General features: G+C 41.8%; 2 protein-coding genes. Both read right to left on the bottom strand.

All coding sequences use genetic code 11. The annotated features are described in order from the left end of the window. Positions 1–128: 128 nt before the first annotated feature. Positions 129–521: a 30S ribosomal protein S9 gene (gene rpsI, locus QMA00_RS18825; protein WP_024600778.1), complete on the bottom strand. Its 393-nt coding sequence runs from the start codon at positions 519–521 to the stop codon at positions 129–131. Positions 522–529: 8 nt separating this feature from the next. Then, entirely contained in the window at positions 530–958 is a 429-nt protein-coding gene (gene rplM, locus QMA00_RS18820) for a 50S ribosomal protein L13 (RefSeq protein ID WP_008110876.1), read from the bottom strand. Positions 959–1,223 lie beyond the last annotated feature (265 nt).

Below are 1,223 nucleotides of genomic sequence, written 5' to 3'. Positions count from 1 at the left end.
TCTTCCTGATACCTAATACCTTTATCTTCCTGATACCTAATACCTTTATCTTCCTAATACCTTTTATTTAATCTAAAAACAAAAAACCCAGCATAAGCTGGGTTTTTGAATTCTTGATAACGTAAATATTAACGCTTTGAGAACTGTGGACGCTTACGCGCTTTCTTAAGACCCACTTTCTTACGTTCAACTTTACGTGCATCACGAGTAACGAAACCTGCTTTACGAAGTTGTGGACGTAGTGACTCGTCAAACTCCATAAGTGCACGAGTGATACCGTGACGGATAGCACCAGCTTGACCAGTAGTACCACCACCGGCAACGGTGATGTGAAGGTCAAATTTTTCAGTCATGTCTACAAGCTCAAGAGCTTGACGAACAACCATGCGTGCTGTTTCGCGACCAAAGTACTCTTCTAAAGAGCGCTTGTTGATTACGATGTTACCAGTGCCTGGGCGTAAGAATACGCGAGCACTTGAACTTTTACGACGACCTGTACCGTAGTATTGATTTGCCATGATAGTGCTCCTTAAATGTCTAGAACCTGAGGCTGTTGTGCAGCATGGTTATGCTCAGTACCCGCGTAAACTTTAAGTTTGCGGAACATAGCGCGGCCTAAAGGACCACGTGGCAACATGCCTTTAACAGCTTTTTCGATGATCATTTCAGGCTTTGCAGCTTGAAGTTTATCAAAAGTAGTAGACTTAAGACCACCTGGGAAACCAGAGTGAGCGTAGTACACTTTATCTTTGAATTTGTTACCAGTAACAGTAACTTTCTCAGCGTTGATAACGATGATGTAATCACCAGTATCTACGTGTGGTGTGTACTCAGCTTTGTGCTTACCGCGTAGGCGATGAGCGATTTCAGTAGCGATGCGACCTAAAGTTTTATCTTCAGCGTCAACTACGTACCAGTCACGTTTTACTGTTTCTGGTTTAGCAACAAACGTTTTCATTTATAAAAATCCAATGTTTTTCAATTAAAACCACAGGTAGTTATTATTAACTACCGCTCTAAGTATGCTACAACCCCTTCGAGTTTTAGACTTTTTCGCCGCTCACAAGTGGCTAAACTATATGAGGACATAGAACGCAACGTGGCAGACGCGGGAGTATACCAGCACTTAAATCGCATTGCTACCGGCCGGTTGTTTTTTCCGCAAAAAGTTTTAGGTTTTAGGTTTTAGGTTTTAGGTTTTAGGTTTTAGGTTTTAGGTTTTA

The organism is Pseudoalteromonas sp. APC 3694 (assembly GCF_030407565.1).
In the GTDB taxonomy this organism is placed as follows: domain Bacteria; phylum Pseudomonadota; class Gammaproteobacteria; order Enterobacterales; family Alteromonadaceae; genus Pseudoalteromonas; species Pseudoalteromonas tetraodonis.
This window is presented reverse-complemented; position numbering and strand designations above follow the sequence as displayed.

Coding starts and splice junctions, on each gene's coding strand:
- rplM (WP_008110876.1), bottom strand. CDS start 958: ATGAAAACGTTTGTTGCTAAACCAGAAACAGTAAAACGTGACTGGTAC.